Consider the following 14,598-nt stretch of genomic DNA (forward strand, 5'->3'; position numbering starts at 1 on the left):
AGTCATAAATCACTGAGTCTCTGAAAAGATGCTATCATTATTTTGTTTGTAAAAAACATGAAATATAATTTTAAATTTAGATTGAGATTGACAAGATTTTTTTCTTTCTTTGAGGTGTGGGAAGGTCAACTTAAATCTTGTTTAAAGTGTATAAAGTTGGATAAAACGTTTTTTTTTGAAAAGGTTAAAGATAAATAATATGCGTGAGATTTTTAGTCACTTTGATATGCCATTGAATAAAAAGAGTTCTGTTCAAAAAATTCAAAGTTTTTCATGTCAACCGTTACCAAAACGATTTTATAGAAAAGTGGAGATTGCTTGTGAAGAAGGGGGCTTTACCATCTTATTAGATGGACGTTCCATTAAAACGCCTGCAAGGCGTCATTTTTATGTACCAACAGAAGTATTTGCTGAATTCGTTGCTCAGGAATTTGAGAACCAAAAGCAAGTTATTGATCCAGCAAAAATGCCGATGACCCGTCTTGTTAATACTGTTATTGATGGTATCGCCGATGATAGGCAGGTTGTTTTTGAAGATTTATTACGTTTCGTTGCAGGTGATATGATCTTTTATCGTGCACAAACACCTAAAGAGCTAGTGCAAAAACAATCTAAACAGTGGGATCCTTTATTAGATTGGGCAGAAAAAAAACTAGGTGCACAGTTTTATTTGACAGAAGGGTTGATGCATGTAGAACAATCCCCAGAAGCTATTCAAGCAGTGAGCAGTTATTTACGTAAAGTTGAATCTCCTTATATGCTTGCTGCACTCCATATGATGACGACTTTAACGGGATCTGCTCTCATTGCTCTTGCGGTTGCTGCGAGAGATATTGATGCCGATTATGCTTGGTCTATTGCTCATTTAGATGAAGATTGGATGATGGAACAATGGGGAATGGATAAAGAAACAATGGCGCGCCGTGCTCATAAAAATGCTGAATTTAATGCTGCTGTTACAATTTCTACAGTATGTTTATAAGATTTTTGTTTCTATTTGCTTTTTCTTATTATAGTCTTTTTGCGATTTTAGGGGGATTGGTTTTTACTTTTTCAAACCCAAGAAATGTTTCACTGGTTATGTTTAAGATTGCTTCGTCAGTAACACTGATAAAATATTATTGATTACTATAAAGCAGAGTAATAATTTCACTTTGAATAGAGCATTTTCTAGTATTTGTTGCGGTTACAAACTTCCACTAGTACAGTAAAATAAGAAATGCCATTACCAAGTGTACCTTTATGTTTTTTCGGTCAATGTAAATACTTTCAATCATATCATTTTTTTCTCATTGTTCTATTTATTTCCATTATTTTATGATTTATTAAGATTTTTTTATAGTTAAGCTATTGATAATTATGAGAAGAGATAGCATTTATAATGGCATTTGTATCGGTATTTTAAAGTGTTTTACTACGAGCAGATGTCGTTTTTTTAGTTATGAATTTTTAGTTTGTAATTGTATGTGCTTGAGCTGCTGATGTAATAAAGACAATACATACAAAAATTGGAATAAGAAAATAAATTCACGGTATTAAAAGCCTTGTTAACTAATTTGAAGAAATTCAATCCTTTGGAAAAGCAAATGAGAAAAAAAGTTCTCGTGCTCGTTCAAGAAGAATATCCACAAAAATAGAAGATTTTGCCTCCATTTTAAAAGCGTAGTGATTGTTTAAACAGAATAGTACATATCAAATTCAATAGGATGGGGTGTTGTTTCGTAGCGTAAAATTTCTTGCATTTTCATTTGAATGAAGGAATCAATCTGGTCATCATCAAAAACATTTCCAGCTTTAAGAAAGCCACGATCTTTGTCGAGTGCTTCAAGCGCTTCACGCAAACTTCCTGAAACAGTAGGGATTTCCTTGAGTTCTTTTAAAGGAAGATCATAAAGATCTTTATCCATAGCGTGTCCAGGATGAATTTTGTTTTTGATACCATCAATGCCAGCCATTAAGAGGGCTGCAAATGCCAAATAGGGATTTGCTGTTGGATCTGGAAAACGCACTTCTACACGTTTTGAATTTGGTGAGGAACTCATTGGAATACGGCAAGATGCGGAACGATTGCGTGCCGAATAGGCAAGAAGAACAGGAGCTTCATAACCTGGAACCAAACGCTTATAGGAGTTCGTAGATGGATTAGTAAAGGCATTGACTGCTTTTGCGTGCTTAATGACACCACCGATAAAAAATAAGCAGGTTTTAGATAATCCAGCATATTCATTTCCTGCAAAAAGGGGTTTGCCATCTTTCCAAATGGAGATGTGAACATGCATTCCAGATCCGTTATCACCAAAAACTGGTTTTGGCATGAAGGTTGCTGTTTTTCCATAACTGTTTGCTATTTGATGTACAACGTATTTAAAAATTTGCATCTTATCAGCTTCGCGGACGAGCGTATCGAAACGAATACCTAATTCGTGTTGACTTGCTGCCACTTCGTGATGGTGTTTTTCGACCTGCACTCCCATATCTTTGAGTGCTATGAGCATTTCAGAACGCATATCTTGGCAGGAATCAATCGGGGGAACAGGAAGGTAGCCTCCCTTCATTCGTGGGCGATGTCCTAGATTGCCTGTTTTATATTTCGTATCATTATTGGAAGGAAGTTCACTTGAATCGAGTTTAAAACCTGTGTTGTAAGGGGTTGTCTTATAGCGCACATCATCAAAGATAAAAAATTCTGCCTCTGGGCCTATATTGATTGTATCCCCAATATCTAAAGATTTCATATAAACCTCAGCTCTTTTAGCAATAGAGCGAGGATCTCTACGGTAAAATTCACCAGAGACAGGATCAAGGACGTCACAAAATATGACCAATGTAGATTGAGCAAAAAAAGGATCCATATGTGCTGTTTCTGGATCTGGCATTAAAACCATGTCAGATTCATTAATTGTTTTCCAACCAGAAATTGAAGAACCATCAAACATAACACCATCATTAAAGGTATCTTCGCTGATTTCTGCGATATCCATTGTAATGTGATGCAATTTTCCTCGTGGATCAGTAAAACGTAAATCAATAAAACGGATTTCATTATCTGCAATCTGTTTGATAATATCTGATGCGGTTGTCATATTCAATTTCCTTAATATGGCGTTGAGGTGGAGAAAAAGATTAATTTTTTCTTTATCTATTAAAGAGTATCGACCATAGTTTCGTTAGTGTCTATACGAATGGCATCATCAATGGAAAAGACAAATATCTTTCCATCTCCTATATGTTTAGTTTGAGTTGCTTTACGTATTGCATCAACAGTTTGTTCCAGTTTTTCATCGGATACAACAATTTCAATTTTTACTTTAGGTAGTAAGCCAACAATGTATTTTGTGCCACGATAAAGTTCTGTCTGTTTCCTTTGATGGTCAAATCCTTTCACTTCTGTTACTATGATACCATGCAGCTCAATTTTTTGAAGTGCTTCTTTCACTTCATCAAGTTTGAAAGGTTTTATAATGGCTTCAATTTTTTTCATACTGAAATTGTCTCCAATGTTATTTTGTCTTTTTAGACTGCATCACATTATATTGGCAACTGTAAGATATCTAACAGATACTTTGTGCACAGAAAGTCGGAACTGATGTTTCTATATACTCTTGGAGGAGAATTTCTTGTAAAATAAAGTGAAATACTGTTTGGGGGAAAAAAGCTTACAATCTTTGTAAAAAATCAAAATAATATAATTTAGGAGAGTTTTTTCTTTTTTGTTAGGTAAAAATTTGATTTATAATGATAATAAGACGTTCTTCATATTAAATGAGGCATCCCAATAGCATAGGATTTTCTCATGTTAGATATTTTTATAGTAAATCATTCAAAACTATATCCTTTATCTATATAAGAGGTACAAGTGTGTGGATGAAAACATTAAAAAAAAGAAAAATGCTTTTTGTGAAAGCTTTCGATAACCAAAGATTGTTAGAATATTTAGGGATAAGAAAATATTGGAAAAAATATGATGGTGTTGGTTCGTACCTTCATGAAAGTGTAAAAATGGTGGTGTACAATAATTGATTTACCACTATACCATTGTTGGAGAATATTGCTTTAAAATAAGCATGTAAAGCGGTAATATAATAGCGTTCTGTTCTTCGTGAGGAAAAAGTACAGGCTTTGTAAGTCTAATGTATTTGACAATAGAAAGAATTTTTAAGAGTTAGAATTATAGCTAGGCTAGCGCGATAAAACATTTTTTAGAAATTTTCCAGTATAGGAAGCGGGAATTTTAATAATGTCTTCAGGGCGTCCAGTTGCAATGATTTCACCACCGCGATCTCCACCTTCTGGTCCTAAATCAATAATCCAGTCGGCTGTCTTTATAACATCAAGGTTATGTTCAATGACTATGACTGTGTTGCCTTGCTCAACTAGTGTATGCAAGACTTCAAGAAGTTTGGAAATATCGTGAAAATGTAAACCTGTAGTGGGTTCATCCAAAATATAGAGTGTACGTCCCGTTGTTTTACGTGAAAGTTCTTTCGCAAGTTTTATACGTTGTGCTTCTCCACCGGAAAGCGTGGTTGCTTGCTGTCCTACTTTTATGTAACCCAATCCGACTTTAATAAGAGTTTTCATTTTATTATGAATGGCAGGAACAGCTTGAAAAAAATCCTCTGCTTTTTCAATTGTCATATCCAAAATATCGGCAATAGATTGTCCTTTGAATTTTATTTCTAGTGTTTCTCGATTATAGCGTTTTCCTTCACAGACGTCGCAGGTAACATAGACATCAGGTAAAAAATGCATTTCAATTTTGATGATTCCATCACCTTGACATGCTTCGCAGCGTCCTCCTTTAACATTAAATGAAAAACGCCCTGCTTTATAACCACGGGCTTTTGATTCTGGAAGCTCGGAAAACCATTCACGAATTGGTGTAAAAGCACCTGTGTAGGTTGCGGGATTAGAGCGTGGGGTGCGTCCAATGGGAGATTGGTTAATATCGATGACTTTATCGAGGAACTCTAAGCCTTCAATTTTATCATAGCTAGCGGGGCTGTGATGACTGGCCATGATATGATGTGATGCTGCTTTGAAAAGCGTTTCAATAAGAAATGTTGATTTTCCTCCTCCAGAAACGCCGGTTATACATGTGAAGGTTCCAAGAGGGATGTTCGCATTGATATTTTTGAGATTATTGCCTTTGGCGCCGATGATTTTAAGGGTTTTCAATTTTGATATTTTGCGTCGTTCAGTCGGCATTCTAACAGACATTTTTCCTGAAAGGTATTGGCCTGTGAGCGAGGCTGAATTTTCTATAATTTCCTGTGGTGTACCTTGCGCTATGATTTCTCCACCATGAATGCCCGCAGCAGGACCCATATCGACAATATGGTCTGCAGAAAGAATGGCGTCTTCATCATGTTCAACGACAATAACTGTATTGCCAAGATTGCGTAAATGACGCAGCATTTCCAAAAGGCGCTCATTATCGCGTTGGTGTAAACCAATGGATGGTTCATCTAAAATATAAAGGACGCCTGTAAGACCAGAACCAATCTGGGATGCTAATCGAATGCGCTGGCTCTCTCCACCTGAGAGCGTTCCTGAATTTCGAGATAAAGTAAGATATTCCAATCCTACATGATTTAAAAAAGCTAAGCGTTCACGAATTTCTTTTAAAATACGTGCGGAGATATTACGTTGTTTTTCGGTGAGATGTTGATGAATATTGGCAAACCAATCATCTGCTTTTAAAATAGAAAGATCTGATATTTGCCCAATATGCATTCCATGGATTTTTACAGCAAGTGCCTCTGGTTTTAAACGATAACCCTGACAAGCAGGGCAAGACGAAGAAGACATATAACGTTCTATCTCTTCACGTAACCATGCAGAATCGGTCTTTTCCCAGCGTTTCTCCATATTGGGGATGATTCCTTCAAAAAGTTGATCCATTTTCTGCGAACCAGAATCAGAAGAGATTTCATTTTTTTTTGTACCATAGAGAATAGCTTGTTGTGCTTCATTGGAGAGTTTACACCACTGATCTGTGAGTTTGAAACCGTAAGCTTTTCCTAATGCTTCTAAGGTTTTGCTATAGTCAAGAGAATTTGATTTAGCCCAAGGAGCAAGAGCTCCATTCTTTAGAGTAAGACTTTTATTTGGCACGATTTTCAGTGGGTCTATTGCCTTTTTAATGCCCAGTCCATTGCAGAGAGGACAGGCACCAAAAGGATTATTGAACGAAAAAAGTCGTGGTTCAATTTCAGGGATAGAAAAACCAGAGATAGGGCAAGAAAACTTTTCTGAAAAAATGAGCCGTTTGTGCGTCTCATTTTTTGACTTATAAGCAGATTCTTTTATTGTTTCTTTTTGTGTCAAGGGTTTATCTATCATTTCAGCAATAGCAAGTCCTTTTGCTAGCTGTAAACAAGTTTCTATGCTATCAGCCAAGCGAGAGGTGATATCCTTTTGCACAATAATGCGATCTACCACGACATCGATGTCATGTTTATACTTTTTATCAAGAGGAGGAATATCAGGTATTTCATAAAACTCGCCATCAACTTTAACGCGTTGAAATCCTCTTTTTAAAAGTTCTGTTAGCTCTTTTTTATATTCTCCCTTTCGTCCTCGCACCAAGGGAGCCATAATAAAAATTCGCGTTCCTTCTGGTAAGGACATAATTTGATCTACCATTTGGCTTACTGTTTGACTTTCAATGGGAAGTCCTGTTACCGGAGAATGAGGAATACCAATACGAGCAAAGAGAAGGCGCATGTAGTCATAGATTTCAGTAACAGTGCCTACTGTTGAACGGGGATTACGGCTGGTTGTTTTTTGTTCAATGGAGATTGCTGGGGAAAGACCATCTATGCGATCGACGTCGGGTTTTTGCATGACTTCCAGAAATTGGCGGGCATAGGCTGAAAGACTTTCGATATAGCGGCGCTGTCCTTCAGCATAAATTGTATCAAAAGCTAAAGATGATTTACCTGATCCAGAAAGTCCTGTTATAATGATGAGTTTATTCCGAGGCAGATCAAGATCAATATTTTTAAGGTTATGCTCACGTGCACCCCGAATAGAGATATATTTTTGATGAGTCATAATTTTATCCTTAGCATATGTGACAAAAATTGAGCATCTAAAGGAATAAAACTGTTTTTTTAGAATTACAATGTATTTGACTGCTTTAATGCAGAGAAAAGGTATAAGTTTTGTGAAAAGAAAAATACAAGTGAGTGGCTTTTTATTCTCTTTTGGCGGAATAAACTATGCGCTTTTATCATATTTTGATATAATTAAACAGATATAATATTGGGGAGAGGATAGCAATATCCATATTGAAGGTCAATTACAGACATGTAAGTTGAAGGTCAAGGTGGTTATAATTTTTATACAACAGAGTATTTGGCGAATTAAAAATTTGGAGTTTATGCGATGGCTGGTAGCCTTAATAAAGTTATTTTAATTGGTAATCTTGGTGCAGATCCTGAAATCCGCCGTTTGAATTCTGGTGATCAAGTGGCAAATCTACGTATTGCTACTTCAGAAAGTTGGCGTGATCGGAATACAAATGAGCGAAAAGAGCGCACCGAATGGCATAGTGTTGTTATTTTTAATGAAAATCTTATCAAAATTGCAGAGCAATATTTAAAAAAAGGCAGCAAAATTTACATTGAGGGGCAGTTACAGACACGGAAATGGCAAGATCAAAATGGAAATGATCGTTATACAACAGAGGTTGTTTTGCAAAAATACCGTGGTGAATTGCAAATGCTTGATGGGCGTGGGGTAGCGGGTGGAGAGCAAGGAGCAAGTCAAGGCGGGGGGTACAATAGTGGTTTTGCTGATAATAGCTTAAGTCAAAGGAATACTTTTGGTCAAAATAATAATCAATTAGGAGAAGGTTTTTCACATAAATTAGATGATGAGGTACCTTTTTAGGAGTCTTTAAAGTTGCAGAATTATAATTGCTTTATGGTTTGTTTATTTCAGATTTTTGAAGGTTAGCGAAGTGAAAATTATTCAGTACTATTAGTATTTTTTTTAATAGAAACTAGTAACATATTGAAAAAATTTGTTAAATTTCTTTTTTATCCTGAGAGAGAAATTAGCATTCTGGTGTATTTTTCGATATAAATAGAAGTAAAACGATTCTTTTTTAAAGGTTTTGAAATTGTGACCGATCTTCCTCCACACCCAGAGCGTAATGTGCTGACCGGTATTGAACCAATCAGTATTATTGATGAAATGCAACGCTCCTACCTCGATTATGCAATGAGCGTGATTGTTTCGCGTGCCCTTCCTGATGTTCGTGATGGTCTTAAGCCTGTTCATCGACGTATTCTTCATGCTATGAATGAGATGGGGCTTTCTTTCAATAAGTCTTATCGTAAATCCGCTGGTGTTGTTGGTGAGGTTATGGGGAAATTCCATCCCCATGGTGATTCTTCAATTTATGATGCTTTGGTACGGATGGCACAGGATTTCTCTTTGAGAAATCCGTTGATTGATGGGCAGGGGAACTTCGGTTCTGTGGATGGTGATCCACCTGCGGCCATGCGCTATACTGAGTGTCGTTTAGAAAAAGTTTCAGAAGAACTTTTAGCTGATATTGATAAAGACACTGTTGACTTTCAGGATAATTATGATGGGCGTGAACGTGAACCGGTTGTCTTACCAGCGCGTTTTCCTAATCTCTTGGTTAATGGATCAGGTGGTATTGCTGTGGGAATGGCAACGAATATTCCTCCCCATAATCTTGGCGAAGTTGTTGATGGCTGTATCGCTTTGATTGATAATCCCGATATTACACTTGATAAAATAGTTGAAATTATTCCTGGCCCAGATTTTCCTACAGGGGGTATTATCCTCGGATATTCTGGTGTCCGTTCAGCTTATGAAACAGGGCGTGGCTCAATCATTATGCGTGCTAAAGTTAATATCGAAGAGGTTCGTAGTGGTCGACAGGCAATCATTGTGAGTGAGATACCTTATCAAGTTAATAAGGCAACGATGATTGAGAAAATGGCCGAATTGGTGCGCGATAAACGTATTGAGGGAATCTCTGATTTGCGTGACGAATCTGATCGTGATGGTTATCGTGTTGTTATTGAGTTGAAGAAAGATGTTGTGGCGGAAGTGGTTTTAAATCAATTATATCGTTATACGCCGCTGCAAACTTCTTTTGGTTGTAATATGGTTGCATTGAATGGGGGAAAACCTGAACAAATGACGTTGCTTGATATGCTTCGTGCATTTGTTGCTTTTCGAGAAGAAGTTGTTGGTCGGCGAACAAAATATCTTTTGCGTAAGGCGCGTGAGCGGGCACATGTTTTGGTTGGCCTTGCCCTTGCTGTTGCGAATATTGATGAAATTATAACATTTATTCGTAAAGCTCCAGATCCGCAGACAGCGCGTGCACAATTAATGGAACGACGCTGGCCTGCGATGGATATTGCGCCTTTGATTAAACTTATTGATGATCCTTGTCATATTATTCAGGAGGATGGTACTTATAATCTCTCTGAAGAACAGGCGCGTGCTATTTTAGAACTGCGTTTGCAACGATTAACAGCCCTTGGGCGTGATGAAATCGCTGATGAATTGAATAAAATTGGTGTGGATATTGCTGATTATCTTGATATCTTAGCATCGCGCGTACGCATTATGCGTATTGTTAAGGACGAGTTGAGTGCTCTTCGTGAAGAATTTGCAACACCGCGACGTACCGTCTTTGGTTTTGGTAGTGCTGAGATGGAAAGTGAAGATTTGATCTCGCCAGAGGATATGGTGGTAACGGTTAGCCATAGTGGCTATATTAAGCGCGTACCTCTTAATACTTATCGTGCGCAACATCGTGGTGGTAAGGGGCGTTCTGGTATGTCCACGAAGGATGAGGATTTTGTAACTCAGTTATTTGTTGCCAATACGCATACTCCGGTTCTTTTCTTTTCATCACGTGGGATTGTTTATAAGGAAAAAGTTTGGCGTTTACCGCTGGGTACACCGCAATCGCGTGGGCGGGCTTTGATTAATATGCTTCCCTTACAACAAGGCGAACGCATTACAACGATTATGCCTTTGCCTGAAAATGTAGCGAGCTGGAGCGCATTGGATGTCATGTTTGCGACAACACGTGGAACTGTACGTCGGAATAAGTTATCTGACTTCGTTCAGGTTAATCGTAATGGTAAAATTGCAATGAAACTTGATGAAGAAGATGAAATTCTTTCTGTGGAAACCTGTACAGAGCATGACGATGTTGTTCTAACAACAGCGAATGGACAATGCATCCGTTTTCCAGTTGTCGATGTTCGTGTCTTTGCTGGGCGTAATTCTGTAGGGGTTCGTGGTATCAGTTTGGCTAAAGGCGATAAAGTCATTTCAATGACGATTTTAGAGCATGTTGAGGCGACATCCGTTGAACGTTCTGCTTATATTAAACGTGTGATGAATGAACGACGTACTGCTGGTGCAGATACTGATATTGAAGATATTATAACGTTTGATGAGGAAAATGGGTGTGCTGAAACAGATTTAACAGATGAACGTTATGCAGAACTTCATGCACGTGAACAAATGCTTTTGACGGTGAGTGAATTTGGTTATGGTAAACGCTCTTCTTCCTATGAATTCCGGATTTCGGGACGTGGTGGGAAAGGGATTCGTGCAACAGATCCATCTAAAGCAACTGAAATTGGTAAATTAGTAGCGGCTTTTCCGGTGAAGGAGAAAGATCAAATTATGTTGGTATCAGATGGGGGACAGCTTATTCGTGTCCCTATTCAGGGAATTCGTATTACTGGGCGCTCAACGAAGGGGGTCACAATTTTTAATACAGCTGAAGGTGAAAGAGTCGTATCAGTTGAACGTATTTCTGAATCTGAAGATGATACGAGTTCATTAGAGGATGAAAGTGAGAAGCATTCTGATACGCTTAATAAAAACGAAGAAAAATAATTTTGAAGCGGGCGGAGTGACGTTATGAAAATTGCTCTTTATGCAGGTTCTTTTGATCCTCTTACAAACGGTCATATTGATGTTTTAAAAGGATGTTTTGTGTTAGCTGATCAAGTAATCGTCGCTATAGGTATACAGGCTAACAAAAAAACACTTTTTAGCTTTGAAGAGCGTGTTGGTTTCATTACGCAGGTAGGGAGGGATTTATTCGGCACAGATTCTAATCGGTTGCAGGTTCTTTCATTTAATAACCTTCTAATTGAGAAGGCGCGTGAAGTTGGTGCTTCATTTCTTATTCGTGGATTGCGTGATGGTACTGATTTTGATTATGAAATGCAAATGGCAGCGATGAATGGCATTATGGCTCCTGAATTGCAAACTATTTTTTTGCCGGCAAGCATTTCTGGGCGTGTAATAACTTCTACGTTGGTGCGTCAAATTGCCTCTATGGGAGGCGATGTAACGCCATTTGTGCCGCCCAATATTGCAGAAGCTTTGCACTTGAAATTTCAGTCTTTAGGGAAGAAGAATTGTGGTTGGTAGAATTTTTGCTATTTTGATATGTATTGTTTGCTTTTTTTCATTGCATGCTGTTGCTGATAATTCCCGTTCAACGAGTGATGCAAACCTTCTTGTTTTATCTCTCAAAAACGGTGATGTTATTATTCGTTTGCATTCTGATTTGGCGCCAAAACATGTTGCACAAATTAAAAAACTAACAGAGGAGGGCGCTTATAATAATGTTGTTTTTCACCGAGTTATTCCTGGCTTTATGGCACAAACTGGTGATGTAAAGTTTGGAAAAAAAGATAGTGCAAATTTTGATTTGAAGCGCGTTGGTATGGGTAATTCAAATTATCCCAATTTACCGGCAGAGTTTTCAAAGAGACTGTTTAAGCGTGGTACGGTTGGGATGGCTCGTTCAGAAGATCCCGATTCCGCAAATTCTCAATTCTTCATTTGTTTTGATGATTCTCCTTTTTTAAATGGTCAATATACGGTTATTGGGGAGGTGATAAAGGGAATGGATGTTGTTGATAAAATTAAAAAAGGTACCATAAGTAATAATGGATCTGTAAACAATCCTGATGTTATTAATACTGCTACTTTACAAGTTGAGAGATAAATCAAAGGAGTTTTTCATATGGCTGGGAATAAAAATCCGGAGAATACTTTAATTCTTGAAACAACAAAGGGGAGAATTGTTATTGAGCTTTTTGCTGATTTGGCACCTTGTCATGTTGCACGTATTAAAGAACTTGTACGTGAGGGGGCTTATGATAATGTTATTTTCCATCGCGTTATTGATGGTTTTATGGCGCAGACTGGGGATGTACAATTTGGAAAGAGGGATGGTAAAAAATTCAATATATCTCGTGCGGGTATGGGAAGTTCAGAAAAACCAAATTTACCAGCAGAGTTTTCGAATCTTTCTCATAAGCGTGGTACAGTTTCGATGGCACGTAGTCAGAATCCAAATTCTGCTAATTCTCAGTTTTTTATTTGTTTTGCAGATACTCCGTGGCTTGATCGTCAATATTCCATATGGGGGAAGGTCGTTGAGGGTATGGAAAATGTTGATAAAATGAAACGTGGTGAACCTGTTGTAGATCCTGATGCAATTACCAAAGCTGTTATTGCTGCGGATGCAAAATAGTATAATTTATACGGTTTCAATTGTAAGTTTCTAAGAGAAAATTCTTTTAGCTGATATATGGTATCGTTTGAAATTATCGATAACATAGATCCTATAAACCTAAGATCATATCTTGTTTAAAGTTTGAAGTATTCACCGCAATAAAAATTAATGATCGTCAGAATTGGCAAGCGTAAAATCTAAAAATATTACAGCAACATCTTCTTTATTCCCGATTAAGGAGATAACCGTTTGAGAGCATTATAAGATCATGGGTTAATTCATGTAAAAATTTATAAAAGGATTTTAGACACAAGATCGGTTTTAAAACGCTTTTTAAAAGCGTAGAGGACAGTAGGTAAGCATGATACAGATCATCGCAACGGGTGTGAAAACATAATATTATATTTAATGAAGTCAAAAGCTATTTTGTGATATAACGTAAGAAAATGAGTAAAAAACGTTTTTAAAGCTATAGTTTAAAAGGATGAAATCAAATAAGGTTAATTCGAATTTGGGTTAAGTGATTTGAATCTCTTCGAAAATTGAGGATCCCTATTTAGAAAAGAAAAGTAAACAAAATTTAAAACCGTTGTAGACCACAAGCGTATGGTATTTTACTCAATTTTAGAAAAAGCTACACTGTTTAAAAAATGCTCTATTCTAAAGATAATACTGTCAAAATTGGATTGGTTAATTTTTCTAACTCAAAATTGAGCTGGCTAATTTGCAAAGAAGTTATGTTTAGTATAAAATGGAAAGCCAGTTGTAATAGTTTTTCTAAATAAATATTTAAACATTTTGAGCCATAATCTATAAGAAATTTTTGAAACTTGTATTTTATAACAGTTATAATTCAGTTATCATTTGTTCTTAAGAGCATTTCGTTATAAAAAATAAGAACTAATCTTAACAGCAAAGGGACTTTCAAGGTTTTGCCTTTGATAAAGGTGGTTATTGTGTCTTATGAAGGGTTGCTTTTTTAAACGGATTATTACAGGTGTAGTAAAGTGATTAAAGATTATACTTATCATTTCGTTTTTTTGATAAGCTTTAATCAATAGACGTAGAATTTACGGTGTTAATGCGTTTTATTATAAGCAATCCATTGTTGAGTTCATATTTTTTAATTTAAAAGCTGCATTTCATGATAGAGATATCAATACTGCGATCAATTTTAAAAATTTAGAGATAAGTTCTACTGTATTAGCTTGTGAAAAGAAGACTCAGGCTAACGTCTTATGAGTTTTAGTAAAACCAACTTTGAAGTAACAGAAAATCAACAGTATATTTAATAAGAAATAGCAATATTTACGTAAGTTTGATAGAATGACATCACGTAGAAATTGTTATGTCTTTTTAATCTTTGCATTTCCATAAATCTTGCTATGAATTTTTTCTACGCCACTAACAATAACATGATCATAAATTCCCGCAGAGCTATAAATATATGCACGACCAGCTAATTTTGCATGACCATAAACTCATTCAGTTTCAAAAATGCGATTAGATTTTTAAACATAAACATATCAGAACACAGCAATTACCTTCATGAGCTAAGTTGTTTTCATTTTCAATATATTCTATCAGGGTTGCCAGCCTTGAAATTAACAAAGTTCCTTATGCACGACTGTGCTATAATAAATGATCAGCTATGCATGACATTTCGTTTGTAAATTCATATCTCTGACCGTATGACTTAGGATGTTTTCAGCGATTTCAAGGGGGGCGTTTGTTGTTTTAGCGAGCAAATCGCGTAACCAAGATCGAAGACTATAGGAGGGTAAGCACTAAGATCATTTTTTTGTACGTAGTCTGACATATAGCGTTCAGCAAGGGGAGAAAGGTCAGTAGGAGAAAAAGAAAATTATTCGTGGAGAAACAATGGATGTGTTCAATCTCTAATCGGTATAATATCAAAAAACGAAACAAAGTCAATAGCTTGTATGTAATTATTTTATATGAATCCACTTAAGAATCCATCCTTTTATGTATGATTCATTTGACCATTTTTTATATAAGATTGGCATGTATGAATAGATCCT

9 protein-coding genes are annotated in these 14,598 nt (G+C 36.5%); 6 read left to right on the forward strand and 3 right to left on the reverse strand.

Annotated elements, in window-relative coordinates:
- Nucleotides 1–199 precede the first annotated feature (199 nt).
- Nucleotides 200–982, forward strand: a complete 783-nt coding sequence (locus tag GGR08_RS04570; protein ID WP_183194204.1) for an ATP12 family chaperone protein — start codon at nucleotides 200–202, stop codon at nucleotides 980–982.
- A 691-nt stretch (nucleotides 983–1,673) separates the two neighbouring features.
- Here the strand turns inward: GGR08_RS04570 and glnA are convergent.
- From glnA to uvrA, 3 genes are all read right to left on the reverse strand, one after another.
- Nucleotides 1,674–3,083, reverse strand: coding sequence for a type I glutamate--ammonia ligase (gene glnA, locus GGR08_RS04575; protein WP_183194205.1), 1,410 nt, complete (start codon nucleotides 3,081–3,083; stop codon nucleotides 1,674–1,676).
- A gap of 59 nt (nucleotides 3,084–3,142) precedes the next feature.
- Entirely contained in the window at nucleotides 3,143–3,481 is a 339-nt protein-coding gene (locus GGR08_RS04580) for a P-II family nitrogen regulator (RefSeq protein WP_183194206.1), read from the reverse strand.
- A gap of 698 nt (nucleotides 3,482–4,179) precedes the next feature.
- Entirely contained in the window at nucleotides 4,180–7,059 is a 2,880-nt protein-coding gene (gene uvrA / locus GGR08_RS04585) for an excinuclease ABC subunit UvrA (RefSeq protein ID WP_183194207.1), read from the reverse strand.
- A gap of 333 nt (nucleotides 7,060–7,392) precedes the next feature.
- Here uvrA and ssb point away from each other — a divergent pair, with 333 nt between their 5' ends.
- From ssb to GGR08_RS04610, 5 genes are all read left to right on the forward strand, one after another.
- On the forward strand, nucleotides 7,393–7,899 hold the full coding sequence (ssb, locus tag GGR08_RS04590) for a single-stranded DNA-binding protein (RefSeq protein WP_183194208.1): 507 nt from the start codon (nucleotides 7,393–7,395) through the stop codon (nucleotides 7,897–7,899).
- Nucleotides 7,900–8,133: 234 nt separating this feature from the next.
- On the forward strand, nucleotides 8,134–10,917 hold the full coding sequence (gene gyrA, locus GGR08_RS04595; RefSeq protein ID WP_183194209.1) for a DNA gyrase subunit A: 2,784 nt from the start codon (nucleotides 8,134–8,136) through the stop codon (nucleotides 10,915–10,917).
- 24 nt (nucleotides 10,918–10,941) lie between these two features.
- Nucleotides 10,942–11,460 carry a pantetheine-phosphate adenylyltransferase gene (gene coaD, locus GGR08_RS04600; RefSeq protein ID WP_183194210.1) on the forward strand — a complete coding sequence of 173 codons (519 nt, stop codon included), beginning with the start codon at nucleotides 10,942–10,944 and terminating at the stop codon, nucleotides 11,458–11,460.
- Nucleotides 11,450–12,043: a peptidylprolyl isomerase gene (locus tag GGR08_RS04605; RefSeq protein WP_183194211.1), complete on the forward strand. Its 594-nt coding sequence runs from the start codon at nucleotides 11,450–11,452 to the stop codon at nucleotides 12,041–12,043. The genes coaD and GGR08_RS04605 overlap by 11 nt, the downstream gene beginning before the upstream one ends.
- A gap of 18 nt (nucleotides 12,044–12,061) precedes the next feature.
- Nucleotides 12,062–12,574 (forward strand): peptidylprolyl isomerase, encoded by a 513-nt coding sequence (locus tag GGR08_RS04610; RefSeq protein WP_183194212.1) that lies wholly within the window; start codon nucleotides 12,062–12,064, stop codon nucleotides 12,572–12,574.
- The last annotated feature ends 2,024 nt before the right edge of the window (nucleotides 12,575–14,598 follow it).

The organism is Bartonella fuyuanensis (assembly GCF_014197255.1).
In the GTDB taxonomy this organism is placed as follows: Bacteria; Pseudomonadota; Alphaproteobacteria; order Rhizobiales; family Rhizobiaceae; genus Bartonella; species Bartonella fuyuanensis.

Excerpts from the sequence above, each read along its gene's own strand:
- GGR08_RS04570 (WP_183194204.1), top strand. The coding sequence starts at position 200 with ATGCGTGAGATTTTTAGTCACTTTGATATGCCATTGAATAAAAAGAGT.
- glnA (WP_183194205.1), bottom strand. The coding sequence starts at position 3,083 with ATGACAACCGCATCAGATATTATCAAACAGATTGCAGATAATGAAATC.
- GGR08_RS04580 (WP_183194206.1), bottom strand. The coding sequence starts at position 3,481 with ATGAAAAAAATTGAAGCCATTATAAAACCTTTCAAACTTGATGAAGTG.
- uvrA (WP_183194207.1), bottom strand. The coding sequence starts at position 7,059 with ATGACTCATCAAAAATATATCTCTATTCGGGGTGCACGTGAGCATAAC.
- ssb (WP_183194208.1), top strand. The coding sequence starts at position 7,393 with ATGGCTGGTAGCCTTAATAAAGTTATTTTAATTGGTAATCTTGGTGCA.
- coaD (WP_183194210.1), top strand. The coding sequence starts at position 10,942 with ATGAAAATTGCTCTTTATGCAGGTTCTTTTGATCCTCTTACAAACGGT.
- GGR08_RS04610 (WP_183194212.1), top strand. The coding sequence starts at position 12,062 with ATGGCTGGGAATAAAAATCCGGAGAATACTTTAATTCTTGAAACAACA.